General features: G+C 64.6%; 17 protein-coding genes. 5 read left to right on the top strand and 12 right to left on the bottom strand.

From position 1 onward, the window contains the following. Window positions 1–4,107, bottom strand: a complete 4,107-nt coding sequence (locus OKW40_RS18775; RefSeq protein ID WP_429490939.1) for a DUF3683 domain-containing protein — start codon at window positions 4,105–4,107, stop codon at window positions 1–3. Between the two features lie 544 nt (window positions 4,108–4,651). On the opposite strand from OKW40_RS18775, the gene ilvA reads away from it, so the two are divergent. Genes ilvA through queF form a run of 3 tightly spaced genes read left to right on the top strand, consistent with a single transcriptional unit; the run spans window position 4,652 to window position 7,922 of the window. Continuing rightward, window positions 4,652–6,175, top strand: a complete 1,524-nt coding sequence (gene ilvA, locus OKW40_RS18770; RefSeq protein WP_429490937.1) for a threonine ammonia-lyase, biosynthetic — start codon at window positions 4,652–4,654, stop codon at window positions 6,173–6,175. Between the two features lie 23 nt (window positions 6,176–6,198). Then, entirely contained in the window at window positions 6,199–7,101 is a 903-nt protein-coding gene (locus tag OKW40_RS18765; RefSeq protein WP_184062437.1) for a 5'-nucleotidase, read from the top strand. Next, window positions 7,098–7,922, top strand: a complete 825-nt coding sequence (gene queF, locus OKW40_RS18760) for an NADPH-dependent 7-cyano-7-deazaguanine reductase QueF (RefSeq protein ID WP_429490936.1) — start codon at window positions 7,098–7,100, stop codon at window positions 7,920–7,922. The genes OKW40_RS18765 and queF overlap by 4 nt, the downstream gene beginning before the upstream one ends. A gap of 93 nt (window positions 7,923–8,015) precedes the next feature. Here the strand turns inward: queF and OKW40_RS18755 are convergent, their stop codons facing one another. The 3 genes from OKW40_RS18755 to OKW40_RS18745 form a co-directional block, all read right to left on the bottom strand. Then, window positions 8,016–8,402 (bottom strand): RidA family protein, encoded by a 387-nt coding sequence (locus tag OKW40_RS18755; RefSeq protein ID WP_008923846.1) that lies wholly within the window; start codon window positions 8,400–8,402, stop codon window positions 8,016–8,018. Window positions 8,403–8,473: 71 nt separating this feature from the next. Beyond that, a complete protein-coding gene (locus tag OKW40_RS18750; protein ID WP_184053838.1) occupies window positions 8,474–9,955 on the bottom strand; it encodes an N-acyl-D-amino-acid deacylase family protein in 1,482 nt (493 codons plus the stop codon). A gap of 3 nt (window positions 9,956–9,958) precedes the next feature. Continuing rightward, window positions 9,959–10,849, bottom strand: coding sequence for a MurR/RpiR family transcriptional regulator (locus tag OKW40_RS18745; protein ID WP_429490934.1), 891 nt, complete (start codon window positions 10,847–10,849; stop codon window positions 9,959–9,961). 155 nt (window positions 10,850–11,004) lie between these two features. Between OKW40_RS18745 and OKW40_RS18740 the strand changes: the two genes are divergently transcribed. Further along, window positions 11,005–12,282, top strand: a complete 1,278-nt coding sequence (locus OKW40_RS18740; RefSeq protein WP_429407466.1) for an amino acid deaminase — start codon at window positions 11,005–11,007, stop codon at window positions 12,280–12,282. A 104-nt stretch (window positions 12,283–12,386) separates the two neighbouring features. Here OKW40_RS18740 and OKW40_RS18735 read toward each other — a convergent pair whose 3' ends face one another. Both OKW40_RS18735 and OKW40_RS18730 read right to left on the bottom strand, forming a co-directional pair. Then, on the bottom strand, window positions 12,387–12,887 hold the full coding sequence (locus OKW40_RS18735; protein ID WP_429408479.1) for a MarR family winged helix-turn-helix transcriptional regulator: 501 nt from the start codon (window positions 12,885–12,887) through the stop codon (window positions 12,387–12,389). A gap of 30 nt (window positions 12,888–12,917) precedes the next feature. Continuing rightward, complete coding sequence (locus OKW40_RS18730) at window positions 12,918–14,513, bottom strand: MDR family MFS transporter (RefSeq protein WP_429490932.1); 1,596 nt, start codon at window positions 14,511–14,513, stop codon at window positions 12,918–12,920. Window positions 14,514–14,652: 139 nt separating this feature from the next. Between OKW40_RS18730 and OKW40_RS18725 the strand changes: the two genes are divergently transcribed. Then, entirely contained in the window at window positions 14,653–15,492 is an 840-nt protein-coding gene (locus OKW40_RS18725; RefSeq protein WP_429356574.1) for an EcsC family protein, read from the top strand. On the opposite strand, the gene OKW40_RS18720 is transcribed toward OKW40_RS18725, so the two are convergent. The 6 genes from OKW40_RS18720 to OKW40_RS18695 form a co-directional block, all read right to left on the bottom strand. Then, a complete protein-coding gene (locus tag OKW40_RS18720) occupies window positions 15,459–16,427 on the bottom strand; it encodes an alpha/beta hydrolase (protein WP_184062451.1) in 969 nt (322 codons plus the stop codon). The genes OKW40_RS18725 and OKW40_RS18720 overlap by 34 nt on opposite strands. A gap of 132 nt (window positions 16,428–16,559) precedes the next feature. Further along, the gene (locus tag OKW40_RS18715) at window positions 16,560–16,994 is read right to left on the bottom strand and encodes a CHRD domain-containing protein (RefSeq protein WP_184062452.1); all 435 of its coding nucleotides are present in this window, start codon (window positions 16,992–16,994) and stop codon (window positions 16,560–16,562) included. A 449-nt stretch (window positions 16,995–17,443) separates the two neighbouring features. Next, window positions 17,444–21,907, bottom strand: a complete 4,464-nt coding sequence (locus OKW40_RS18710; RefSeq protein ID WP_429490929.1) for an ATP-binding protein — start codon at window positions 21,905–21,907, stop codon at window positions 17,444–17,446. 98 nt (window positions 21,908–22,005) lie between these two features. After that, on the bottom strand, window positions 22,006–22,752 hold the full coding sequence (gene aqpZ / locus OKW40_RS18705; RefSeq protein ID WP_429490927.1) for an aquaporin Z: 747 nt from the start codon (window positions 22,750–22,752) through the stop codon (window positions 22,006–22,008). 243 nt (window positions 22,753–22,995) lie between these two features. Continuing rightward, a complete protein-coding gene (locus OKW40_RS18700; protein ID WP_184053864.1) occupies window positions 22,996–23,640 on the bottom strand; it encodes a response regulator transcription factor in 645 nt (214 codons plus the stop codon). Between the two features lie 108 nt (window positions 23,641–23,748). Continuing rightward, window positions 23,749–24,438, bottom strand: coding sequence for a response regulator transcription factor (locus OKW40_RS18695; RefSeq protein ID WP_090802973.1), 690 nt, complete (start codon window positions 24,436–24,438; stop codon window positions 23,749–23,751). Window positions 24,439–24,509 lie beyond the last annotated feature (71 nt).

Below are 24,509 nucleotides of genomic sequence, written 5' to 3'. Positions count from 1 at the left end.
TTAAACCAGCACGCGCTCGATTCCGCCATTGTTCGCCCGTTGAACGTAGTCCGCCATCCAGTTTTCGCCGAGCACGTGACGTGCCATCTCGACCACGATGTAGTCCGCCTCGGTACCCGCGTCTTCGTTGTAGCGCGACAGCCCTTGCAGGCACGACGGGCAACTCGTGAGGATCTTGACGTCGGTCGAACCCGCGTTTCCGTGATTGGGCTGCGGACCGTCGCCGGCCTTCAGCACCGAACCGTTCGGCGCGCCCGCGGCGCCGGCCGATGCATTGGCCGGATTGATCGCGTTCGCGCCCGCTTCGGCGACGAGAGGGATGCCGCGCAGCTTCGCCGCGCCCTTGCGGATTTCTTCTTCCTTGCGGAAGCGCACCTGGGTCGAGATGTCGGGACGCGTGACCGCGAGCGTGCCCGATTCGCCGCAGCAGCGGTCGTTCTTCTCGATCTTGTAGCCGTCCTGCTCCGAACCCATCAGCTGATTGACGAGCTTGACCGGGTCCATCGTCTTGATCGGCGAATGGCACGGGTCGTGGTACATGTAGCGCACGCCGTTCACGCCATCGAGCTTGATGCCTTTTTCCAGCAGATACTCGTGGATGTCGATGATCCGGCAGCCCGGGAAGATCTTTTCGAATTCGTAACCGGCGAGCTGGTCGTAGCAGGTGCCGCACGACACCACCACCGTCTTGATGTCGAGGTAGTTCAGCGTATTGGCGACGCGGTGGAACAGCACGCGGTTGTCGGTGACGATCTGCTCGGCTTTGTCGTACTGGCCCGAACCGCGCTGCGGATAGCCACAGCACAGGTAGCCCGGCGGCAGCACGGTCTGCACGCCCGCCTCCCACAGCATTGCCTGGGTCGCGAGACCAACCTGCGAGAACAGCCGCTCGGAGCCGCAGCCCGGGAAGTAGAACACCGCTTCGGTGTCGGCGGTGGTCGTCTTCGGATTGCGGATGATCGGGACGATCTTGTTGTCCTCGATATCGAGCAAGGCGCGCGCGGTCTTCTTCGGCAGGTTGCCCGGCATCTTCTTGTTCATGAAGTGGATCACCTGCTGCGTGATCACCGGCTTGCCGACCGTGGCGGGCGGATGCGCGGTCTGCTTCTTCGCGAACTTCTTCAGCACTTCATTGCCGAGGCGCTGCGCCTTGTAGCCGATGCCCATCATCGCGGTGCGCGCGAGGTTGATGGTCTGCGGGTTGGTCGCGTTCAGGAAAAACATGCCCGCGGCGTTGCCCGGGTTGAACTTCTTCTTGCCCATCTTGCGCAACAGGTTGCGCATGTTCATCGTCACGTCGCCGAAGTCGATCTTCACCGGGCACGGCGTCACGCACTTGTGGCAGACAGTGCAGTGATCGGCGACGTCGTTGAACTCGTCCCAGTGCTTGATCGACACGCCGCGGCGCGTCTGCTCTTCGTACAGGAATGCCTCGACCAGCAAGGACGTGGCGAGAATCTTGTTGCGCGGGCTGTACAGCAGGTTCGCGCGCGGCACGTGGGTCGCGCAGACGGGCTTGCACTTGCCGCAGCGCAGGCAGTCCTTGATCGACTCGGAAATCGCGCCGATATCGGACTGCTGCATGATCAGCGATTCGTAGCCCATCAGGCCGAAGCTCGGCGTGTACGCGTTGCGCAGGTCCGCGCCTTCGAGCAGCTTGCCCGCGTTGAAGCGGCCATGCGGATCGACGCGCTGCTTGTACTTGCGGAATTCGCCGATCTCGTCGTCGGTCAGGAATTCGAGCTTCGTGATGCCGATGCCGTGCTCGCCGGAGATCACACCGTCGAGCGAACGCGCGAGCTTCATGATGCGCGCGACCGCCGTGTGCGCGTCCTGCAGCATCTCGTAGTTATCGGAGTTGACCGGCAGGTTCGTGTGGACGTTGCCGTCGCCCGCGTGCATGTGCAGCGCGACGAACACGCGCCCGCGCAGCACCTGCTTGTGGATCGCCTGGGCTTCGTCGAGGATCGGCTTGAACTCGCCGCCGTTGAAAATCTGCCGCAATTCGGCGCGGATTTCCTGCTTCCACGACACGCGAATCGTGCGGTCCTGCGCGAGGTGGAATACGGTTGCGTCGGGTTGCGCGTCGACGCGGTCGGCGAACTTTTCGGCGAGCGACTCGTAGCCGAGGCCGACCAGGTAGTGCTGCGCCTCGCGCAGCGACAGGTCGAGCTTGCCGCGCACGAATTCCCAGCGCGTGCGCACACGCGCGAGTAGATCGAGCGCCTGCTGCACGCGGTCTTCGAGCAGCTCGGCGCTGGGGATTTCGTTCGCGTCGTCGCTCTTGCCGAGCGGCAGCTTGCCGCCCTTGAAGAACGCTTCGAGCGCGTCGACCAGTTGCAGCTTGTTCTTCAGCGACAGCTCGATGTTGATGCGCTCGATGCCGTCCGTGTATTCGCCCATGCGGTCGAGCGGAATCACGACGTCTTCGTTGATCTTGAACGCGTTGGTGTGCTTTGCGATCGCGGCCGTACGGCTGCGGTCGAGCCAGAAGCGCTTGCGGGCCTCGGCGCTGACGGCGACGAAGCCTTCGCCGCTCTTGCCGTTGGCCATGCGCACGACTTCCGAGGTGGCCTGCGCGACCGCGTCCGCGTCGTTACCGACGATATCGCCGATCAGCACCATCTTCGGAAACGCGTTGCGTTTGCTCTTGGTCGCATAGCCGACCGCGCGCAGATAGCGCTCGTCAAGATGCTCGAGACCCGCGAGAATCGCGCCGCCCTGGCGCGACGTCTCGAACAGGTAGTCCTTGATTTCGACGATGCTCGGAATCGCCTCGCGCGCCTGGCCGAAGAACTCGAGACAGACGGTGCGCGTATGCGCAGGCATCTTGTGCAGCACCCAGCGCGCGGACGTGATGAGGCCGTCGCAGCCTTCCTTCTGCACGCCCGGCAGACCGGCGAGGAATTTGTCGGTGACGTCCTTGCCGAGGCCTTCCTTGCGGAACACGCGGCCCTTGATGTCCAGCGCTTCGGTGCGCAGCAGCTTCTCGCCCGGCGCGTAGTCGCCGTCGAACCATTTGAGCTCGAAACGCGCGACTTCGATGTCGTGGATCTTGCCCATGTTGTGCTCGAGACGCGTGACTTCGAGCCAGTTCCCTTCCGGGTCGACCATGCGCCACCACGCGAGGTTGTCGAGCGCCGTGCCCCACAGCACCGCCTTCTTGCCGCCCGCGTTCATCGCGACGTTGCCGCCGACGCAGGACGCGTCGAGCGAGGTCGGGTCGACCGCGAACACGAAGCCGGCCTGCTCGGCCGCTTCGGTCACGCGGCGCGTGACGACGCCCGCGCCCGAGAAAATCGTCGCGACCTTGCGATCGACGCCCGGCAGCTGGGTCATTTCGACCGGGCCGAGCTGTTCGAGCTTTTCGGTGTTGATGACGGCCGAGAACGGCGTGAGCGGCACCGCGCCGCCCGTGTAGCCGGTGCCGCCGCCGCGCGGAATCACCGTCAGTCCGAGTTCGAAGCAGGCCTTGATCATGCCGGCGATTTCGGCCTCGGAGTCCGGCGTCAGCACGACGAACGGGTATTCGACGCGCCAGTCGGTCGCGTCGGTCACGTGCGAGACGCGCGACAGGCCGTCGAACTTGATGTTGTCTTTCTGCGTGACCTTGCCGAGCACGCGCGTAGAACGGCGGCGCAGGTCGTAGGTCTGCTGGAATTCGCTGGCGAACTCGTCGATCGCGCGGCGCGCGGCCTGCACCAGCTTTTCGACGCGTGCGGCGCGCTCGACGCCGGCTTCGTCGCCGTGTTCGCGCAGATCGGCGCGGCGGCGCTTTTCGATTTCGGCGAGACGGTGATTGAGCGCCTCGATCAACAGCGCGCGGCGCTTCGGATTGTCGAGCAGGTCGTCCTGCAGATACGGATTGCGGCGCACGACCCAGATATCGCCGAGCACTTCGTACAGCATGCGCGCCGAGCGGCCGGTGCGGCGTTCGGCGCGCAGTTCGGCGAGCGCGTCCCAGGCGTCGTTGCCGAGCAGGCGGATGACGATTTCGCGGTCGGAGAACGACGTGTAGTTGTAGGGAATTTCGCGCAGACGCGCTTCGGGATCGGCGGCCACCGCGCCGGCGGCGCCGTGCGGATCGAAAACTTGAGGTGCGTTCATGGTTGGACGACTCGGTAGGTCAGCCTGGCGCACTCGTCACGAGGCGTCGGCGGACAATGCGCGTGGGGCGCAATGCTTGAAATCTTCTAGGGCTTCAAGGGGAGCGAGCACGACCGGCGGCCAACTCACGGCGGTCGCTTCGCGGCACTCAGAGACAGCTACACGATCGCGCGTGGCGGACATGCCGTTCCGCCGCGGGGCAGGATTCGCGCGGGACGGGCATTAAATGGGCGATCCGAGGCTGCCAGTGCATCTTCCGATCCTTATTCCAAAACGAAATTCTACCGCATCATTCCGCCACGCGTTGACGGCGGGAATCGGGCGGCGGCGGGGGTTCGGAGGTTTTGGCGATGAATCCGGCGGCGTTTTCGCATACCGTCCATTGACCGGCCGGACGGTTGGGTGAGCTTCGATCGCGCGATTCCGATACGGCCCGGTTCAGTGCACGGCACCCGTCCGCGGAGCACGCGGAACGGCCAGAGCGGGCACCGTTGGCGCTATCATTGACGTTTTCCCGTCTTACACAGCGCACCGCGCCACCCGCATGGCTTCCCACGACTACCTGAAAAAGACCCTGACCGCGCGCGTCTACGACGTGGCGCGCGAGACCGAACTCGAACGCGCGCCGAACCTGTCGGCGCGGCTGCGCAACCCGGTCTATCTGAAGCGCGAGGACAACCAGCCGGTGTTCTCGTTCAAGCTGCGCGGCGCATACAACAAGATGGCGCATATTCCGGCCGAGGCGCTCAGTCGCGGCGTGATCACCGCGTCGGCGGGCAATCATGCGCAGGGCGTGGCGTTATCGGCGGCACGCATGGGCGTGAAGGCGATCATCGTCGTGCCGGTGACGACGCCGCAACTCAAGGTCGACGCGATCCGCACGCATGGCGGGCCGACCGTCGAGATCGTGCAGTTCGGTGAGTCGTATAGCGACGCCTACGGTCACGCGGTCAAGCTGCAGGAAGAGCGCGGCCTGACCTTCGTGCATCCGTTCGACGATCCGTACGTGATCGCCGGCCAGGGCACCGTCGCGATGGAAATCCTCAGCCAGCACCAGGGGCCGATTCACGCGATCTTCGTGCCGATCGGCGGCGGCGGTCTCGCGGCCGGTGTCGCCGCATACGTGAAATCGGTACGCCCCGAGATCAAGGTGATCGGCGTGCAGACCGACGATTCGTGCGCGATGGCCGCGTCGTTGCAGGCGGGCGAGCGTGTGACGCTGAACGAAGTGGGCCTGTTCTCCGACGGCACCGCGGTGAAGCTCGTCGGCGAAGAAACCTTCCGTCTGTGCCGCGAATATCTCGACGAAGTGCTGCTCGTGAACACCGATGCGCTGTGCGCCGCGATCAAGGACGTGTTCCAGGACACGCGCAGCGTGCTCGAACCGGCGGGCTCGCTCGCGGTGGCCGGCGCCAAGCAGTATGCCGAACGGGAAGGCATCGAGAACCAGACGCTGATCGCGATCACGTCGGGCGCGAACATGAACTTCGACCGCATGCGCTTCGTCGCCGAACGCGCGGAAGTGGGCGAAGCGCGCGAAGCGGTCTTCGCGGTGACGATCCCCGAAGAGCGCGGCAGCTTCAGGCGCTTCTGCGAGCTGCTCGGCACGCGCAGCGTCACCGAGTTCAACTACCGGATCGCCGACGCGAACTCGGCGCATATTTTCGTCGGCGTGCAGATCCGCAATCGCAGCGAATCGGCGCAGATCGCCGGCGCCTTCGAAGCGCACGGTTTTGCCACCGTCGACCTGACCTTCGACGAACTGTCGAAGCAGCACATCCGCTACATGGTCGGCGGCCGCTCGCCGCTCGCGCGCGACGAACGACTGTTTCGCTTCGAGTTTCCGGAACGTCCGGGCGCGCTGATGAAATTCCTGTCGTCGATGGCGCCGAACTGGAACATCAGCCTGTTCCACTACCGCAACCAGGGCGCGGACTACAGCTCGATTCTGGTCGGCATTCAGGTGCCCGGGAGCGACCACGCGGCGTTCGAGCGCTTCATCGAAACGCTCGGCTATCCATGCTGGGAAGAGACGAAGAATCCGGTCTATCGTCTCTTCCTCGCCTGATCTCTTCGAACCGGAACGCAACGATGGCGCTTTCGCTCGTCGACAAACTGGTGGTCGCAATCTCGTCGCGCGCACTGTTCGACTTCGAGGAAGAGAACCGTGTCTACGAGGCCGGCGATTTGAAGGCTTACGAAGCGTTGCAGCGCGAGCGTCTGAACGTGCCCGCGAAACCGGGCGTGGCGTTTCCGCTGATCCGCAAGCTGCTTGCGCTGAACGCCGGCGGTCATCGCGTCGAAGTGGTGATCCTGTCGCGTAGCGATCCGATCAGCGGTCTGCGCGCGTTTCATTCCTGCCGCGAACACGGGCTCGCGATCGAGCGCGGCGTGTTCACGCGCGGCCGCGCGCCGTTCGGTTATCTGAAGCCGCTGAACGCTTCGCTGTTTTTGTCGGCGAATCAGCACGACGTGCGCGATGCGCTCGCCGCTGGCTTCCCAGCCGCACGCGTGTTGCCGGAATCGGCGAAAATGGCGAGCAAATACCCGGACGAAATCCGCATTGCGTTCGACGGCGACGCGGTCTTGTTTTCCGACGAAGCGGAACGCATCTTCCAGCAAGACGGCCTGCGCGCGTTCGTCGGTCACGAGATCGACAACAAGCATCTGCCGCTCGCGGACGGTCCGCTCAAGCCGCTGCTCGAAGCACTCCACCGGCTGCAAAAACTCGCGGACGCGGCCGCGCCGATGCGCATTCGCACGGCGCTGGTGACGGCGCGCTCGGCTCCCGCGCATGAGCGCGCGATCCGCACCCTGATGGCATGGAACATCGAAATCGACGAAGCGATGTTCCTCGGCGGCCTCGACAAAAGCGCATTTCTGCGCGAGTTCGAGCCCGACTTTTTCTTCGACGACCAGATCGGCCACTGCGAATCGGCCCGCGTCGTAACGGCGACCGGGCATGTGCTGAGTGGCATCGTGAACGCATCATGACACCCGAACAATCCCCGCTCGGCAAGTCCTCGACTTACACCGAACAATACGATCCGACGCTGCTATTTCCGATTGCGCGCAGCCATGCGCGCGAGGCGATCGGCATTACCGCGCGACTGCCGTTTTTCGGCACCGACATCTGGAACGCCTACGAGCTGTCGTGGCTGAACGCGCGCGGCAAGCCGCAGATCGCCGTCGCGACGTTCTTCGTGCCGGCCGACTCGCCGAACATCGTCGAGTCGAAATCGTTCAAGCTGTATCTCGGCTCGTTCGCGCAGACCGCGTTCGACTCGGCCGAGAGCGTGCGCGACACGATCAGGCGCGACGTGTCCGCGTCGTGCGGCGCGACCGTGTCGGTACATCTGAGCACACCGCACGAATTCGGCAAGCTGAAAATGGAAGAATTCGCCGGTCTGTCGCTCGACCGGCTCGAACTCGAGGCGAGCGTCTATCAGCCGGACGCGTCACTTTTGAGCGCGGCGCACGACGAAGCGCCGGTCGAGGAAACGCTGTTCTCGAACCTGCTGAAGTCGAACTGCCCGGTGACCGGTCAACCGGACTGGGGCAGCGTGCAGATCCACTACGCCGGCCCGCAGATCGATCACGCGGGCCTGTTGCGATACATCATCTCGTACCGCAATCACACCGGGTTTCATGAGCAATGCGTCGAGCGAATCTTCGTCGACATCATGAAGATGTGCAAACCGCTGAAGCTCGCCGTGTATGCGCGCTACACGCGTCGCGGCGGGCTCGACATCAACCCGTTCCGCACCAACTACAACCTGCCGATGCCGGACAACATGCGGCTCGCGCGGCAGTAACTCCAACACAAAAAAACAGCGGTAAACGCGACGAGGGCGCCGCAGGCCATCACGACCTGCGGCGCCCTCGTCACATGAAAGCCATCAAAGCGATCAGGCCGCCGGCTTCTTATACGCGACGCAATCCACCTCGACCTTGCAGTCGATCACCATCGACGACACCACGCACGCGCGCGCCGGCGGATTCTCGCCAAAATACTCGCGAAACACCTTGTTGAACGACGCGAAGTCGCGCGGATCGTCGAGCCACACGCCGCAACGCACGACGTGCTCGGCGCCATAGCCCGCTTCCTTCAGGATTGCGAACACGTTCTGGATCGCCTTGTGCGATTGCTCGACGATGCCGCCGTTGATCACTTCGCCGTTTTCCATCGGCGTCTGGCCCGACACGAACAGCCAGCCGTCCGCCTCGACCGCGCGCGCGAACGGCATCACCTGACCGCCCGTTCCCTTTCCGCCTTCCACGCCATATCGCTTCATCGTCACACTCCTTAAAAAGTCGGGCACGCGCGGCGCCCTCGCCGCGCGTGCCGCCATCAATCGATAAAAAATCAGAACGCGCCCTGCGCATCGCCCTTCGACGGCGCGCCGCGCGTGACGAACCGGCCAGCCCGCTCGCCCGTCACCGCGCCATCGCGATACGACAGCACGCCGTTGACCCACACCGCATCGATGCCGGCAGCGGGCTGCTGGGGCTTGTCGAACGTCGCCACGTCATGCACTTTCGCCGGATCGAACAGCACGAGGTCGGCGTGATAGCCGATATGCACTTCGCCGCGTTGCGCGAGTCCGAAGCGGCGCGCGGACAGGCTCGTCATCTTGCGCACCGCTTCCTCGAGCGGCAGCAAAGCGGCATCGCGCGCATAGTGACCGAGCACGCGCGGAAACGCGCCCCACAGCCGCGGATGCGGCAGCGGATCGTTCGGCAGGCCGTCGGAACCGACCATCGTCGCCGGATGCGACAGGATGCGCCGCACGTCGTCTTCGGACATGTTGTGATAGACCGCGCCGGCCGGCTGCAGGCGCTTGCCCGCCTCCTGCTGCGAGACGCCCCATTCGGCCGCGACTTCCTTGATCAGCTTGCCCGCCATTTCCGGATGCGGTTCGGACCACGTGATCGTGATGTCGATGTCGCCTGTCACCTGCTTCAGATCGAGCGTCGACGAGCTGCGGTTGTACGGATAGCAGTCGCAACCGACCGGCTGCCCGCCGCGCGCGCCTTCGAGCGACTTCAGCACCTCGACGCTGCGCCCCCAGTTTGACGGCCCCGCGCACTTCAGATGCGAGATCACGACCGGCACACGCGCATGACGACCGACGCGGTAGGCCTCGTCCATCGCGTCGAGAATCGCGTCGAACTCGGTGCGCATATGGGTCGTGTACAGCGCGCCCGCGGCCGCGAGCGGCTCGGCGAGCGCCATCACTTCCTCGGTCGGCGCGGCGAACGCCGAACCGTATGCGAGCCCCGAGCTGAGACCGAGCGCGCCGTGCGCGAGCGCTTCCTCGAGCTGCGCGCACATGCGCTCGATTTCCTCGGCAGTCGCCGCGCGATCGAGCCGGTCCATCTGGTTGTTGCGCAACGCCGTGTGGCCGATCAGCGCGCCGACGTTCACCGCCGGCCGCGCGGCGTTGACCGCGTTCACATAGTCGGCGAAGGTCGGGTACTGGAACGCGTCGCGCTCGCCGAGCAGGTTCATCGGATCGGGCGGATCGCCCTTCAGCGATACCGGCGACGCGCTGATCCCGCAATTGCCGACGATCACCGTCGTCACGCCCTGGGTGATCTTCGGCAGCATCTGCGGCGAGCGGATCACATGCGTGTCGTCGTGCGTGTGTACGTCGATAAAGCCCGGCGCGAGCGCGCGCCCCTCGGCCTCGATCACCTCTTCGGCGAGCCAGTTCGACAGATTGCCGATCGCGACGATGCGCCCGTCGCGGATCGCCACGTCGCGCTCGACGGGCGGCGCGCCCGTGCCGTCGTACAGTTGCGCGCCGACGATCAGCGTGTCGGCGGCTTCGGGATGCGAATGCATGGATCAGTCTCCTAACGGTTGTCGATCGCCGCCGCCGCGGTGCGCGTCGAGCGCGTGCTTCATGCGGCGCAGCAATTCGCGGCTTTCGTCGCCTTGACTGACGGCAAGTTCGGTGACGAGCACATCGAGCGCCATCATCATCGCGTAACGGGACGACGACGGCTTGTAAATGAAATCGGTTTCGAACGCGACGATCGGGATCAGCCAGTTGGCGAGCTTCGCCAGCGGCGACGCGGGCGCCGTCAGCGCGACCACCGTCGCACCGTAGCTGCGCGCGATCTTGCAGTTCTCGACCATCTCGGGCACGCGCCCCGTGGTGGACAGCGCGATCACGACGCACTCGCGCGACACCGTGCTCGCCACCATGCGCTGCAACAGCCCGTCCTGATAGGTCGCGACCGGGCGGCCGAGGCGCACGAGCCTGAAACGCATTTCGTCAGCGAGCGCGGTCGAGCCGCCGCCCATGCCGAACACGTAGATCATGCGCGCATCGCGCAGCGCGGCCGCCGCTTCGGCGAGCGGCGCCTGGCGCAGCAGTTGATGATTGTGCGCGAGCGCCGTTTGCAACTCGTCGAAGACGCGCGTGGCGATCGGCTCGGGTGCGTCGCTTGCGGTGTCGCGCTCGAGAAACCGCTGACCGACCGCCGCCGCCTGCGCGAGCCGCAGCTTGAGTTCGCGCACGTCGCGGCAGCCGACCGCCTTCGCGAAGCGCGTGACGGTCGCGATGCTGACCTCGGCCTGCTGTGCCAGCGCGCCGATGCTCGCGCGCGACGCGCCGGTCAGATCGTCGAGGATCAGCGCGGCGACCTTGCGTTCGGCCGAGCGCAACTGCGGCGCGCACTCGGCAATGCGCGCGACGATGTCGAAAGCGAGCGGTTCGGCGCTACGGTTCATGGCAGGCGATGGGGTTCGCGGCACGGCTTTCGCGGCCCTTTCCGGCGGCCTTCGAAACCCATGGTACTAAATAACATTCGTTCAGACATCGTACTTTCGATAACATGGTAAAGTCAAATCTGACTCAATTTACCCGGACGATGGAGCACGGAGACATGAAAGTTACAAACTATCAGGGCGCGACGATTGATCCTTATAGCAAGGGCTTGGGCATGGTTCCGGGCACGAGCGTCCAGCTGAAGGACGCCGCGCGCCTCGAGTGGAACCTGCTCGCCGAGGACGTCAGCCTGCCGGCTGCCGTACTGTACGAGGATCGCGTCGAGCACAACCTGAAGTGGATGCAGGCGTTCGTTGCCGAATACGGCGTCAAGCTCGCGCCTCACGGTAAGACCACGATGGCGCCACAACTGTTTCGCCGTCAGCTCGAAGCCGGTGCGTGGGGCATCACGCTCGCCACTGCTCATCAGGTGCGCGCGGCGTACCACGGCGGCGTCTCGCGCATCCTGATGGCGAATCAGCTGGTCGGCCGTCACAACATGATGATGATCGCCGAATTGCTCAGCGATCCGGATTTCGAATTCTTCTGCCTCGTCGATTCGGCTGAAGGCGTCGAGCAACTCGGCGAATTCTTCACCTCGGTGAAGAAGCCGCTGCAGGTGCTGCTCGAACTCGGCGTGCCGGGTGGACGCACCGGCGTGCGCGACGAAGCGCAGCGCAACGCGGTGCTCGACGCGATCGCGCGCTATCCGGACGTGCTGAAGCTCGCGGGGGTCGAACTGTACGAAGGCGTGCTGAAGGAAGAACCCGAAGTGCGCGCGTTCCTGCAAGGCGCGGTTGCGGTCACTCGCGAACTTGTCGAGCAGGGGCGTTTCGCGCGCTCGCCGGCGGTGCTATCGGGCGCGGGATCGGCGTGGTACGACGTGGTCGCCGAAGAGTTCGCGCAGGCGACGCAATCCGGCAAGGTCGAGGTCGTGCTGCGTCCCGGCTGCTACCTGACGCATGACGTCGGCATCTATCGCAAGGCGCAGACCGACATCTTCAAGCGCAATCCGGTCGCGAAGAAAATGGGCGAAGGGTTGCTGCCGGCGCTGCAATTGTGGGCGTACGTGCAGTCCATTCCCGAGCCGGATCGCGCGATCATCGGCCTCGGCAAACGCGACTCCGCGTTCGACGCAGGCATGCCGGAGCCGGCGCGCCACTATCGCCCGGGCCGGCAAGCGCCGCGCGACATCGCCGCGAGCGAGGGCTGGGAAATCTTCGGCCTGATGGATCAGCACGCGTATCTGCGGATTCCCGCCGGCGCCGATCTGAAAGTGGGCGACATGATCGCGTTCGACATCTCGCATCCGTGCCTGACGTTCGACAAGTGGAAGCAGGTGCTGGTCGTCGATCCGCAGTATCGCGTGAAGGAAGTGATCGAGACGTTCTTCTGATCGGACCACGCCGCGCTGACTCAAGCGCGATCTGTTCCGCTAAAGAAAAAGGCTGTGCGCCCCTGGGCTCACAGCCTTTTTTATCGCCACGCGCGGACTAAAAATCACATGCGCTGCGCCGCCTCGTCGCCGGCGCTCTCCTGCGGCGCGGCGGCCACGGTCGCGGCGCTGGCGTTGGCCGTCACCTCGCCGATGCGCGTCTCCAACATTTTCAGCGCGCTCGACAACGCCGCGAGCGCCTCATCCGGCAACCCGGCCATCGTGTCGTGCAAGAACGCGTTGCGACGCGGCAGGCTCGCTTCGGTCGCGGCGTGGCCCGCTTCGGTCAGGCGCACGTTGGTCACGCGGTTATCGCGCGTATCCATGCTGCGCGCGATCCAGCCCAACCCTTCGAGCGCCTTCAGCTGTCGCGTGAGCGCGCCAGGATCGACGCGCAACCGCTCGACGAGCCGCTTCTGCGACGACTCGCCGGCCTGCTCGCGCAGCGCGAGCAGAATGCGCCAGCGTGGCAACGGATGCCCCACCTGGGCCTCGAATGCCGACATGAACGCCCGATACGTGCGACCAAATTGCTGCATGACGGCGACGCGGTCCTGTTCTTCCATAATCTGCCTGTCCAACACCAAGTTCAAAAATCAGTCTGCGTGAATCACCGGCTCGAGCTTGCGCTGCAGCTTGATCGGCGGCACGCGGCGGGTTTGCCACACCGACACGACGGCGATCACCGCGGCCATCGCGAGACCCAGATGAATCGCCCCGACCAGCGCCTCGCGCGCACTTTCGAGCAACATCGCGCCGTTGTGGCCAGCGTGGGTCAACTGGTCGACGAGCGTGGTCTGCGCATTGCGGTTGATCAGGATCTGCGGATCGCCGAGATCGGCGAACCAGTGCGACGCGCCCGCGCCTTCGAGCGCATTGCGCACACCGCTCTTGTACATGTGGGTCACGAGCGTGCCGGTCAGCGCCGTGCCGATCATGCCACCGATCATCCGCAGCGACTGCAGCAGCGCGGTCGCGATGCCGAGGTGTTCGCGGCCCGCGGTCTGCTGCGCGAAGATCGTCAGGTTCGGCATCACGAAGCCGAGCCCGAGGCCGCCGACGACCATGAACGACATCAGCACCCATTGCTGCATCGAACGGGTCGCGACGACGATGCCAAGGCATGACAGCGCGACCATCGCAAAGCCGATGTACAGCATCAGGTTCGGATTCTTCACCCGCGACACGACGCGCCCGTTCGCGATACTGCCGATCGTGATGAACACGACGAGCGGCGTGATCACGAGGCCCGCCTCTTTCGGCGACATGCCGAAGCCGCCCTGGAACAGCAGCGGTGCGTAGAACAGCAGCGAGAACATCGTGAAGCCGCCGAGCACGGCCAGCGTGAACAGCGCGGCCAGACTGCGGTTGCGGAACATGTCGACGGGCAGGATCGCGGTCGGGCAGCGCTTTTCCCATTTCCACAGCGTGACGGCCGACGCGACGGCGAGCCCGAGCAGCGCGAACGCGCTCAGCGTGATGCCGTGCTTCGGCAGCAATTCGACGAACAGCTGCAGTGAGCCGAGCGCGATCGCGATCAGCAGCGCGCCGGGCCAGTCGAGCCGCATTTTGCCGGTATGTTCGACGTGCCGCAGATGCGGCAGGAAACGCCAGACGAAAAACAGCGACAGCAGCCCGACCGGCAAATTCACATAGAACACCGAGCGCCAGCCGTAGTACTGCGTGAGGAAACCGCCGAGCGACGGGCCGACCGCATTGGCGATGCCGAACGCCGAGCTCATCAGCACCTGCCAGCGCAGCCGCACGACGGAATCGGGGAACAGATCGGGAATGCATGCGAACGCGGTGCCGACGAGCATGCCGCCGCCAATGCCCTGCAACCCGCGCGCGAGCACGAGAAACAGCATGCTGTTGGCCGCGCCGCACAGCACCGAGGCGCCGGTAAACACGACGATCGACGCAATCACGAACGGCTTGCGCCCGTAATAATCGCCAAGCCGCCCGAAAATCGGCACGGTGATCACCGAGGTCAGCAGATACGACGTTGCGACCCATGCGTACAACTCGAAGCCTCGGAGTTCGGACACGATGGTGGGCAGCGCGGTGCCGACCACGGTCTGGTCGAGCGCGACCAGCATCGTGACGAACGAGATGCCGAGCATGGCCAGCAGGGATTCGCGGAACGGTAAGACTTGCCCACTCGAATGGTGAGCGGCGGTATGGACAGCCATTTTTGATGGAGCAAAAGTTGACGTGTCAAAAGATTGGGGATCATACCACGATGCGACGCTCCAACCGGGACCGGAACGCGTCTTGCAACGCGGTAGACTGACCTTGAAGTATCCAGGACACGACATGCCAGGGAGGCCCATGCAGCCGAGTTCGCTCGCAGCACCATCCTTATCGGAGCAGGATCTCGCCGCGCTGCGGCGCGCGAAACACCAGCTCGAAAGCCCCGCGCTCACGATGAAGCTCGCGAGCGTCGTCGGCGCGCCGATCGAGAAGCTGCTATCGCGCATCCCGGCGTTCGCCAACCAAAAAGTGTCCGATGCGACGCAGGCCGCGTTGCGCAAATGTCTGTCGATCGCGCTACGCACGCTCGGCCGGCGCGACGACGCCAAGCTTCTCGCGCTCGACAAGCCGAACAACCTGCTGCACAAGTTCGCGGTCGCGACCACCGGCGCGGCCGGCGGCGCGTTTGGATTGATCGCGCTGCCAGTCGAGCTGCCGGTCACGACTACGCTGATGTTCCGCTCGATCTGCGACATCGCGCGCAGCGAGGGCGAGGACCTGACCTCGGTCGACACGCAGCTGCAATGCCTGACCGTGCTCGGCATGGGCGGTACATCGAGCGAGGACGACGACGCCGACCTCGGCTACTTCTTCATGCGCGGCGCGCTAGCGCAGGCGGTGTCGAAGGCGTCGTCCGAGGTGGCCAGCAAGGGCTTCACGACCCACGGCTCGGCGGCGCTGCTCCGGCTGCTCAACGCAATCGCCGCGCGCTTTTCGGTGCAGGTCAGCGAACAGATCGCTGCCAAATCGATTCCCGCGATCGGCGCGGTGCTCGGCGCGATGGTCAACACCGTATTTATCGATCACTTTCAGCAGGTCGCGCACGGGCACTTCACCGTGCGGCGGCTCGAGCGGCAATACGGCCAGCAAACGATCGAAGCCGTCTATCGGACGCTCGACGTCACGCTCGACGCCTGAGCCCTGTTCGCGGCGCGGCTCGTCGCGCGTCGCACGAACGCGGCCGCGCGATCGAGCGCGCGGTTCGCCTCCGGCATGAACGGCGCGAACATCGGCCACACGTGCGGCAGGTTTTTCCACACCTCGCATTCGCAATCGACTCCTGCCGCGTGCGCGTTGTCGGCGACGCGGCGCGCGTCGTCGAGCAGCACCTCGGTGCTGCCCGCCTGCAAGAACAGCGGCGGCAGACCGCGCAGGTCCGCGTAGACCGGCGACGCGTACGGATGCGTGGCCGGCGCGTCGCCGAGATAGACCTTGGCCGCGCGCTCGATCGAGGCGCCACAGAACATCGGATCGACGCTGTCGTTGGTGCGCAGGCTCGCGCCGGTCGTCGCCAGATCGGTCCACGGCGAGAACAGCAGGCCGCCAGCGGGCATCGGTGCGCCGGCGTCGCGCAGCGCGACCAGCGTGGCGAGCGCGAGGCCGCCGCCGGCCGAGTCGCCGGCGACCACGATCGAGCTCGGTGCGATGCCCATCGCGAGCAGCTGTCGATAGGCGGCGGTGGCGTCCTCAAGCGCGGCCGGAAAGCGATGCTCGGGCGCGAGGCGGTAGTCGAGGGAGAAGAGCCGCGCGTCTGCGCGGGTAGCGAGAGCGAACGTTAGCGACCGATGCGTGCGCGGCGAGCAGAAGTAGTAGCCTCCGCCGTGGCAATACAGCACCGTCGGCTCCGCGCCGCCGGCCGTGCCGCCGTCCACGCGTTCCAGCCATTCGCCGACGAGCGGCGCCTCGCCCGCGCCATACGTTTCGCGAAGATGCCAGCCGCGCGGCACGCGTGGCGACCACACCCGCTTCGAGGTCAGCGCGCGCGCACGCTCGACGTTGATAGACGGTTTGAGGGTTTCGGGCCGGAACTGCTTGCGCAAATACCAGCAAGCGAGCGCGCTTTGCCAGCTCATCGGGACATGCTCCTTCGTTGAAGTCCCGTCATGGTACGGGCGGTCGCGGGGGCGCCGTTGGTTGGCGGGTTCTAACGGTGTGAAGCTGCTTTTGGCCGCGGCACGCGCGCTCGGCCCACGCGACGCCCACGCCTAGTTCGCCGGCAACACCTGCCCGCGAATTTCGCCCGTCGGATTCTGCGCGGTATGAACATTGAAGTACCACTGCCCCGCCATCAGATCCGTGACCTGCTGCTCGGTCAGCTTCGCCGTGCCTTTGATCGGACTCGCGAGGCCATTCTTCTCGATCGGCACCTGGACCTTCGCGTTCTGGCCAACCGGCGCGGGACCGTGGAAATGCGCGGCGGTAACCGGACTGCTCAAGCCTTCGTAAGTAACAGTCCACTGCAGCGATTGGGTGGACGTGTCGAAGGTCGCATTCAGCATGCCGTGCCCGTGACTCACGCGCGGCGGCACTTCGCTCGACGGCTGGAGATTCGCCTTCAGCGCAACCGTATCCGCGAACGCAGCGCCCGACGCAAGCGCCCACACCACCACGGCCAGATTCAATTTTCGAAGTGAAATCATGGTCTTCTCCGGACATTGACGCGCCGCCGCGGCACCCGTGTCGGCCGTGCAGAGCTTCCACATACTAGTGCAAATCATTTGGAGCCGGTGAGGTTGGGATGGTGGCTTGCGCGGGCCGCTTTGATTCGAACCGGACTGTGATTAAAACCGAAGGCCTGATGGGCAAGGTGCGCAATGCGCACAGGCGTTCGTCACGATATGCCTAAAATACCGGCAAAAACGTAGTGCGAAATCGTTTTAATCGATTTAATCGAAAAGTTAATTGCGCGATTTGTAATGAATAAATGACGCTGTTCCTGGTATGCTTCGATTTGCGAGAAGTGACTCCTTCATCGAAGGATGTCTCCAAATCTTTAACGCGGCTTCGGCCGCGTTTTTTTTCGTCCCGATTTTAGTCGCGGCCGTTTGAATCGGCCTCGTATTCGCGCGAGGTCACCGCCCGCCGCCCGCTAGGCGAGCAATGCGGCCTGCTGTTCGATGCCATCGAGCATCGCCTCGCATTGGCGGATTAGCGCATGCCCCTCGTTACGCAACTGCTCGGGCGACTTCGCGACAATGTCGCGACGATAGGCTTCGAGCGCGTGTACGAGTGGCTGATACTGCAGCACGCTGGCCGCCCCCATCACCCGATGCAGCCACTCGGGCACCCGCTCCGTGTCCGCGCGTTCGAGTAACGTCGCAAGCACGTTGAAGTCTTCGCGCATCGACGAGATGAATGAACCGAGCAACGCCTTGACCGTCGACTCGCTTCCCCATAAGTGCGTCATGTGTGCTAGTTCGATGGGCACGTACGGTTCGACACCGACGCGCTGCGTGATCTGCCGCTCGCCGGCCGGCGCAGACGATTCGCGACCGCATGTTTCTGCCGGCGCGGGGTGCCGAACGGTGTCGGTACCAAACCAGCGGCTCAGGTAGTCGCGCAACGTGGCGAGCCGAGTCGGCTTGATCAGACTGTCGTCCATGCCGGCTTCGCGGCACAGCCTCAGGTCGTCAGGCGCGGTGTTGGCCGTGATGCCGAGTATCGGCAGACGCTGCGCGCCGCCGCGCAGTGCCTCCGCTTCGCGGATACGGCGAGTCAGTTCGTAACCGGACAGGTTCGGCATGTGACAGTCCGTGATCAGGCAGCCATAGCTCGTGCGCTCGAGCGCGAGAAGCGCTTCGGCGCCGTCGTTCGCGACGTCGCACGCGAACCCCAGCAGGGCGAGTTGATGGCGGATCAACTCCTGATTGACTGGGTGATCTTCCGCGACAAGAGTCAGTCGCCCGCTCGCGATCGCGCGTTCACGATCAGGCGGCGGCGCGACGCCATCGGTCGAGAACGGCACGCCTGGCGCTCGCGGTACCATCGGGGACATCGACGACAGGCCCGTCATCGCGGCCGCGCATGCGGCGCCGAGGCCGCGCCACGAAAACGGATTGATGCTCACGCGCACCTTGTCGTCGAGGATGCGGTAACCCGTCGGCATCGGCTTTTCGGTCAGCGTGACGACACGCGCATTTGCGCCGATCTGTACGGGCAACGTGACGTCCTCGCCGACGAACAGCAGATCCGCGCGGCTCAGCAGGTCGCTTTTGCCCTGCGTCGCCGCAGCGGCCGAGAGGCTGCGCAGTTCGAGCCCGAGCGCCTCGCCGAAGTGTGCGAGAGCGCGGCCGATGCGCGGATCTCGCGTGATCACGACGGCGCGTTTGCCGCGTAGACCGTTGATCGAATAACGCTGCTCGACAATCGGCATCGTCAGCCGCACGGTCATCCTCGTGCCGTGGCCCGGTTCGCTGCGCAGCGCGAGCGTGCCGTTCATCAGGTCGATCAGCTTGCGGCAGATCGTCAGCCCAAGGCCCGTGCCGCCGAAGCGCCGCGTCGTGGACGACTCAGCCTGCACGAACGGCTCGAACAGGCCCGCCTGCACATCCGGCGCGATGCCGATGCCGGTGTCCTCAACGGTCAGCTCCAACGTCTGCGAGTCCGCGCGATCCTGGACGACCGCCACGCTAACACCCACCTCGCCCTTCGGCGTGAACTTGATCGCATTGCCAAGCAGATTGAACAGAATCTGGCGCAGACGCACGCTGTCGCCGCGGAGCGTCGCGGCGGCGTCGGTCGCGATGTCGACGCGCACTTTCAGCCCTTTTTCGTGGGCGCGCCCCGCGAGCAGGCCGACCGCGTTATCGACGAGTTCGCGCAGATCGATCGGCTCGGCTTCGAGCGTGAGCCGCCCCGCCTCGATCTTCGAATAATCGAGCAGATCATCGAGAATCTGCAGCAGCGCGCCCGCCGACTCATGGATCATGCCGAGCATTTCGCTCTGATCGGTACTGAGCGGCGTGCGCTCGAGCACTTCGACGAGACCGAGCACACCGTTCATCGGGGTGCGGATTTCGTGGCTCATCATCGCGAAGAAGTCGTCCTTCGCGCGCGAGGCCGCCTCGGCCACATCGCGTGCCCGCGCGAGTTCCTCCGAACGCGCGCGCTCGACGCTCGCGTCAACCCAATAGCCGCTCCAAACGACGCTGCCATCGGCTTCTCGCCGCGGCACCAGCTCGGCCCGCACCCACTTTAGTTGACCGGCGTTTTCGAGGCGGAACTCCATATGCACTGGGGAGGCGCAGCTCGCGGAACGCTCGAGCTCGGCGAGAACGCGCGGCCGATCCAGTTCCGACACTCGTTGGAAATCGACCCGTGCCCCCCCATGCCAATCACCCTCGCCGAGCAGATGCCGCGTGTCGCCGCCGATGTACGGGAAGGAATACGCGCCGGACGGCGAGCGCCGCAACTGGAACACGACGGCGGGCAACGAGCGCGTGACGTCGAACAGGCGCCGTTCGGTTTCGCTCGCGCGCATTTCAGCGCGCCGGATGTCGGTGATGTCGACCATCGTGCCAAGCACGTACGCCGGACGCCCATCGCTGGCCTCGCAGACGCTCGTCCAGAAAATCCCATGCCGCGTCTCGCCAGCGCCGTCCTCGAACTGGAGTTCGACTTTCGCGATGCCGCCGCCGCGCAGGATCTCGCCCGTGATGTCGTCGAGCACGCGGCTGTTTGCGTCGCCCCATGTGCCGACCTCGGTCGTCGTGCGCCCGAGCACGTCCTTCCGCTCCAGCCCGCACGCTTTCTCATAGGCCTCGTTGATCGCGATGTACCGTCCGTCCAGGCCTTTCGCGATGAGCGGATACGGCACCGTCTTCATCATCGTTTCCTGGAAGTTCAATTGCAGTGCGAGTTCGCGCTCGGTCTGCTTGCGTAGCCGGACTTCGCGTTGCAGCAGCACGTACGCGCGCAACGTGACCAGCAGCACGACGCCTATGCCGATCAGCACCGGCAGCAGCCGCACCGCAGTCACGCTCCATACGGCGTTGTCCGGCGCGGCGGGACTCACCCACTTGCGCCGGATGCGCTGCTTTTCGGCTGCCGGCATCGCCTGCAACGCGCGATCGATCAGCTTGACGAGCGGGCTCAGATCCTCGCGCACAGCAAAATACAACGAGTCGGATTCGCCGAGCGAGTCGAGCACCCTGAGCGCGCCGACGTAGTGCTGCCGCAGTTGCACGTTGATCGCGGCCGCGTTGCCGACCAGCACGTCGGCCTCGCCGCTCGCGACCATGCGCAGCGCCTCGCCCAGGCTCGCCGCGACGACGATGTGATCGACCGGCACCGCTTCCAACGCGAGCGGCACCGAGCCGGCCACGTGCGGCGACATCACGACGCGGCACGACGTGATGTCGTCGAACGAGCACGGGGGCGGCGCGCCACTGCGCCCGACGATCACCAGCGGATCGCTTTCGTACACCCGGCTATGGTCGGCGCCTACCAGAAGCGCGGCGCGACTCGATGTGGAGGACAGCATCGCGAGGTCGCCACGCTGGAACGCCTCGACGGCGGCGGCCCAGTCGGCCATGCGCGCGCGGTTGAACACGACACCGAGCGTGCTGCTCAGGTACGCGAGGTAATCGGCGGTCAGACCGACGGGGCGGCCTGCGGAATCAACATAGCTGAACGGCGCCCAGTCGTTGTCGAAGCCGACCTGCAACGGCGGCAGCGAACGCAGCCAGTTCTTCTCTTCCGGCGTCAACATGAAGCGTGGTGCATGCGGCGCGGGCGCCGCGTTGAAGTTGCCGGACAGCCAGCGCGCGCGTATCGCGGCGGCCTCGGCGGGATTCATCGACACGAGCGCGCGGTTCAGCTGATCGCGCAAAGCAGGCTGGCGAGGCGATACGGCAAAGCGCAGGTCGAGCGCTTTGCCGCCTTGCTCGAACGCTACGCGCAGCTTGCGATACGCGTCGGTCGCCAGTTCGTATTGCACGACCGGCGTGAAGCCGAAGTAGACGTCTGCATCGCCATGCAGTAGCGCGTTCAGCGCTTCGTGCGTGCTCGCGAACGAGACGATACTCGCGCGAGGAAAACCTGCGCGCAACAAACGCTCACGCGCAAAACCGCGCTCGATCGCGATACGCGCGCCAGCGAGGTCGGCGGGGTTCACATGCCGGGCGTCGTCGCGACGCACGACGGCCGAGGCGAACGAGTGGAAGTAAGGAGCCGTAAAGCTGAGGCAGCGCTCGCGCTCCGGCGTGCGCGCTATGCTCGTCAGCAGGTCGACCTCGCCGGCGCAAGCCGCGGCGACCAGCCTGGCCATGTCGGGAAAGCTCTTCGTCTCGATGACGACGTTCGGCCCCACGAGCGCGCGCAACAGGTCGCCGCTGACGCCGGCGAGCCGGCCGCCCAGCGGAATGTCGAACGGCGCCCAGCCTCCTTCGAGAATGCCGACCGTCAATCTGGCAGGAAATGCAATGGATGACGACGCGGAAGAACCCGCTCCCACTGCGGAAATTACGGGTGGCTGTGACGCAGCGCCGGCAGGTCCGGCCATGCAGACCGCATCCGTAACCGCCAGCAGAAAAAACGCGAGCCAATGCGTCATTGAGTGGCGCGGCGAGCGCGGCCAAAGACACCGCAACAAACGCCGCAGCCCCAATGTCAGCACCGCATCGACCGGAAGTGGTGAGTACCGCCCCTCGCTCACGAAACGTCACCCTGCCCATCCACCAACGACACCGAAGACGAATCGGCTCCGCCGTCCAGAAACGAAAACAGCACGCCAGCCGCGATTGCTCCGGCCAACGGCGCGGCCCAGAACAGCCACAACTGATCCAGCGCCCAGTTGCCGACGAACAGCGCCTGCGCGGTCGAGCGTGCGGGATTGACCGCTCCATTGGTGATCGGAATGGACACCAGGTAGACGAGCATCAGACATGCGCCGGTGATGAATGACGCAATCGTTGCCACCTCTTTTCGAACGACGACCAGCAGGCACGCTCCGACAAACACGAACGACAGCACGCATTCCACGACGAGCGCCGCATGCAATGGATAGTCGGCGGGCGAATGAGCGCCGAAGCCGTTCGCCGCGAATTCACTCGCGGAGAGTTCGAAACCTGGCCGGCCGCTGGCGAGGTAGGCGAGAAGCGCCGCGGCGACTATTGCGCCCCAGATTTGCGCAGCGATATAGGGCAAGACATCACGCACGGGAAAGCGCTGCGCGATCGTCAGGCCGATGGTGACGGCAGGATTGAAATGCGCGCCGGAAATCTTGCCGAAGGCATAGCTGCCGGTAGCAAGCGCAAGACCGAACGCCAACGACATTTGCAACGCGCCAGTGCCCTGCAGCACGCCTGTGGTGTCCAGCACCGTACTGCCGCAGCCGACGAACACGAGCCAAGCCGTACCCACACCCTCGCTGCACAATCGCTTGCCTAGCGCAAACATCTCTATCCCGTCCATCAAGTATGAGGCACAGACGCCAAACGATCGCGCGAAGAGGTCTGCACCGGATTCCCCTGATCCATTGGTAATCGGATCACGAACCAGCCGCTTGGCAGTTGCGGCGCAAGGCGCGCAATGACAGGCGGCCAAGATTATTGGGTGCCCCCCACGCCACGGCAATCAGATAAGTCTGATAAGGGCTACCTCAAATCCATCGAGAAAAGAATTTGTGACCGTTGCTGCGCCTCATATCAGCCCAATCTGAGTGGCGTAGTTGATCAGGTCGGCTTCTGTTTCCAGTCCGAGCTTGCGCATCGCGCTGCGTTTTTGCGTGCTGATGGTTTTGTCGCTACGTCGCAGACGTGTGGCGATCTCGTGCACCGCGAGGCCTCGCACATAGAGTTGAAACACCTCCCACTCGCGTGCGCTCATCACACCGCCGCGCCGGGGCGGCGCAGGCTCCGCGGTCGCAAGTGCGGCCCGAACCTGTTCCGATAGATGGGTGCCCCCGGCGGCAACGGCTTCGATTGCGTCGATCAATGCGTCCACGGCGTCGCGCTTGTCGACGATTCCAGTCACGCCGATATTGCGCAAGCCGGCCAACACATGCGCGCGCCCAATCATGGTCAGCACGACCACGTGGGGATGCGGCGTGCGCCGTAGCAGCCGGCGCAATAGCGGCACCGCGCTGGTGTCTCCGTCGAGTCCCGGCATGCCGATGTCCGACACGACGACGTCGCATGCGCAGGCATCGAGCAGCTTCGCGAGACCACGGGTGTCGGCAGCTTCGCCGACAATTTCGATATTTGGCTTGTCGCGCAGCAGAGATCGGACGCCCGCGCGAATGGAGTCGTGATCGTCCGCCACGACGACGTGAATCTTGTTTGGCATTCTTTTCCGTGACTTTTTTATGGTGTCGATCGGGCATACCGCACGAAATGTGTCCCCCGGTTATGCCGATATATTCGCTGCGCGCCTGCGCAGAATGTTGCCGCTCGCTTAACGGCTTTGACCAAGCCCTTCTGGCACTACGCCATACTCGACTGCGAAGCGAAACAGTTCGGCGTCGCTATTCAGCGACAGCTTGCGCATGGCCATGCACTTCTGCGCGCTGATCGTCTTCACACTACGTCCCAGCCGCGTGGCGATTTCCGTGACGCCGAGTCCTGACGCGTATTGCGTAAAAACCTCGAACTCTCGGCGAGACAGGGTGGCGCGCACGAAGTCGAGACGTTTCGTCAGCGTGACATCGGCCAGCATGGCGCGCACCGCCGGACCGACAAAACATTCGCGCGCCAGCGCCATGACCACCGCCACATGGATCAGATCGATACGATCACGTTTGCTCAGCAGCCCATCCACGCCGAGCGACATCACTTTGCGCAGCGTCGCCGCCTCCGTTTCCATTGTCAGAATGACGAGCGCCACGTTGGGATAGCGCGCCTTCAACTGCCTGACGACGTCGAACCGGTTGTCGTTGTGCCCTCCTGGCATGTAAAGGTCCATCAGCACGATATCGCAAGGACTGCGATCGACTTCGATGAACAGTTCGGCGACATCCGCCGCACGGCCAACCACCTTCAGGTCCGGATAGTTGCCAATCAGATTTTCTATAGCCAGCAGAACCAGCGGATGATCATCCGCAATGATCGTTCGAACAGGCGAGCCTGATGCAGCCATGAGGTTCATCGTCTGGCGCTCCTCGATACTTTCATTTCTCGACCTTGTTATGTGTGACCGGCGCTCACGCAATGGTCGAG

Source organism: Paraburkholderia sp. RAU6.4a (genome assembly GCF_050435625.1).
GTDB lineage: Bacteria > Pseudomonadota > Gammaproteobacteria > Burkholderiales > Burkholderiaceae > Paraburkholderia > Paraburkholderia tuberum.
The sequence above is the reverse complement of the archived record's forward strand: the minus strand, read 5'-3'. Positions and strand labels throughout refer to the sequence as shown.

What these genes read in the sequence shown, in the direction of transcription:
- OKW40_RS18775 (WP_429490939.1), bottom strand. Translation starts at nt 4,107, where the DNA reads ATGAACGCACCTCAAGTTTTCGATCCGCACGGCGCCGCCGGCGCGGTG.
- ilvA (WP_429490937.1), top strand. Translation starts at nt 4,652, where the DNA reads ATGGCTTCCCACGACTACCTGAAAAAGACCCTGACCGCGCGCGTCTAC.
- OKW40_RS18765 (WP_184062437.1), top strand. Translation starts at nt 6,199, where the DNA reads ATGGCGCTTTCGCTCGTCGACAAACTGGTGGTCGCAATCTCGTCGCGC.
- queF (WP_429490936.1), top strand. Translation starts at nt 7,098, where the DNA reads ATGACACCCGAACAATCCCCGCTCGGCAAGTCCTCGACTTACACCGAA.
- OKW40_RS18755 (WP_008923846.1), bottom strand. Translation starts at nt 8,402, where the DNA reads ATGAAGCGATATGGCGTGGAAGGCGGAAAGGGAACGGGCGGTCAGGTG.
- OKW40_RS18750 (WP_184053838.1), bottom strand. Translation starts at nt 9,955, where the DNA reads ATGCATTCGCATCCCGAAGCCGCCGACACGCTGATCGTCGGCGCGCAA.
- OKW40_RS18745 (WP_429490934.1), bottom strand. Translation starts at nt 10,849, where the DNA reads ATGAACCGTAGCGCCGAACCGCTCGCTTTCGACATCGTCGCGCGCATT.
- OKW40_RS18740 (WP_429407466.1), top strand. Translation starts at nt 11,005, where the DNA reads ATGAAAGTTACAAACTATCAGGGCGCGACGATTGATCCTTATAGCAAG.
- OKW40_RS18735 (WP_429408479.1), bottom strand. Translation starts at nt 12,887, where the DNA reads ATGGAAGAACAGGACCGCGTCGCCGTCATGCAGCAATTTGGTCGCACG.
- OKW40_RS18730 (WP_429490932.1), bottom strand. Translation starts at nt 14,513, where the DNA reads ATGGCTGTCCATACCGCCGCTCACCATTCGAGTGGGCAAGTCTTACCG.
- OKW40_RS18725 (WP_429356574.1), top strand. Translation starts at nt 14,653, where the DNA reads ATGCAGCCGAGTTCGCTCGCAGCACCATCCTTATCGGAGCAGGATCTC.
- OKW40_RS18720 (WP_184062451.1), bottom strand. Translation starts at nt 16,427, where the DNA reads ATGAGCTGGCAAAGCGCGCTCGCTTGCTGGTATTTGCGCAAGCAGTTC.
- OKW40_RS18715 (WP_184062452.1), bottom strand. Translation starts at nt 16,994, where the DNA reads ATGATTTCACTTCGAAAATTGAATCTGGCCGTGGTGGTGTGGGCGCTT.
- OKW40_RS18710 (WP_429490929.1), bottom strand. Translation starts at nt 21,907, where the DNA reads ATGACGCATTGGCTCGCGTTTTTTCTGCTGGCGGTTACGGATGCGGTC.
- aqpZ (WP_429490927.1), bottom strand. Translation starts at nt 22,752, where the DNA reads ATGTTTGCGCTAGGCAAGCGATTGTGCAGCGAGGGTGTGGGTACGGCT.
- OKW40_RS18700 (WP_184053864.1), bottom strand. Translation starts at nt 23,640, where the DNA reads ATGCCAAACAAGATTCACGTCGTCGTGGCGGACGATCACGACTCCATT.
- OKW40_RS18695 (WP_090802973.1), bottom strand. Translation starts at nt 24,438, where the DNA reads ATGAACCTCATGGCTGCATCAGGCTCGCCTGTTCGAACGATCATTGCG.